The sequence below is a fragment of the Leifsonia sp. HAY1-4F genome, from assembly GCF_056755275.1.
On sequence record NZ_JBNDHX010000762.1, the window covers coordinates 1 to 228 of the forward strand.

A 228-nucleotide genomic window follows, 5' to 3' on the forward strand; every position below is an offset into this window, starting at 1 on the left:
TGCGGATTGTGGGTGATGAAGACCACCCCGAGCCCGCGATCGCGTGCCCGCGCGATGTAGCGCAGCACCACCCCGGACTGCTTGACCCCGAGCGCTGCCGTCGGCTCGTCGAGGATCAGCACGCGGGCCCCGAAGTAGACGGCCCGGGCGATGGCGACGCACTGCCGTTCGCCTCCCGAGCTGTCTCTTATACACATCTCCGAGCCCACGAGACACTCGCTAATCGGG

At 67.5% G+C, this 228-nt stretch carries 1 protein-coding gene; it reads right to left on the reverse strand.

Annotation, left to right across the window (positions count from 1 at the left end; all coding sequences use genetic code 11):
- A partial coding sequence (locus ACPYOG_RS21255; protein ID WP_481296010.1) for an ATP-binding cassette domain-containing protein occupies positions 1-228 on the reverse strand: 228 nt, incomplete at both ends.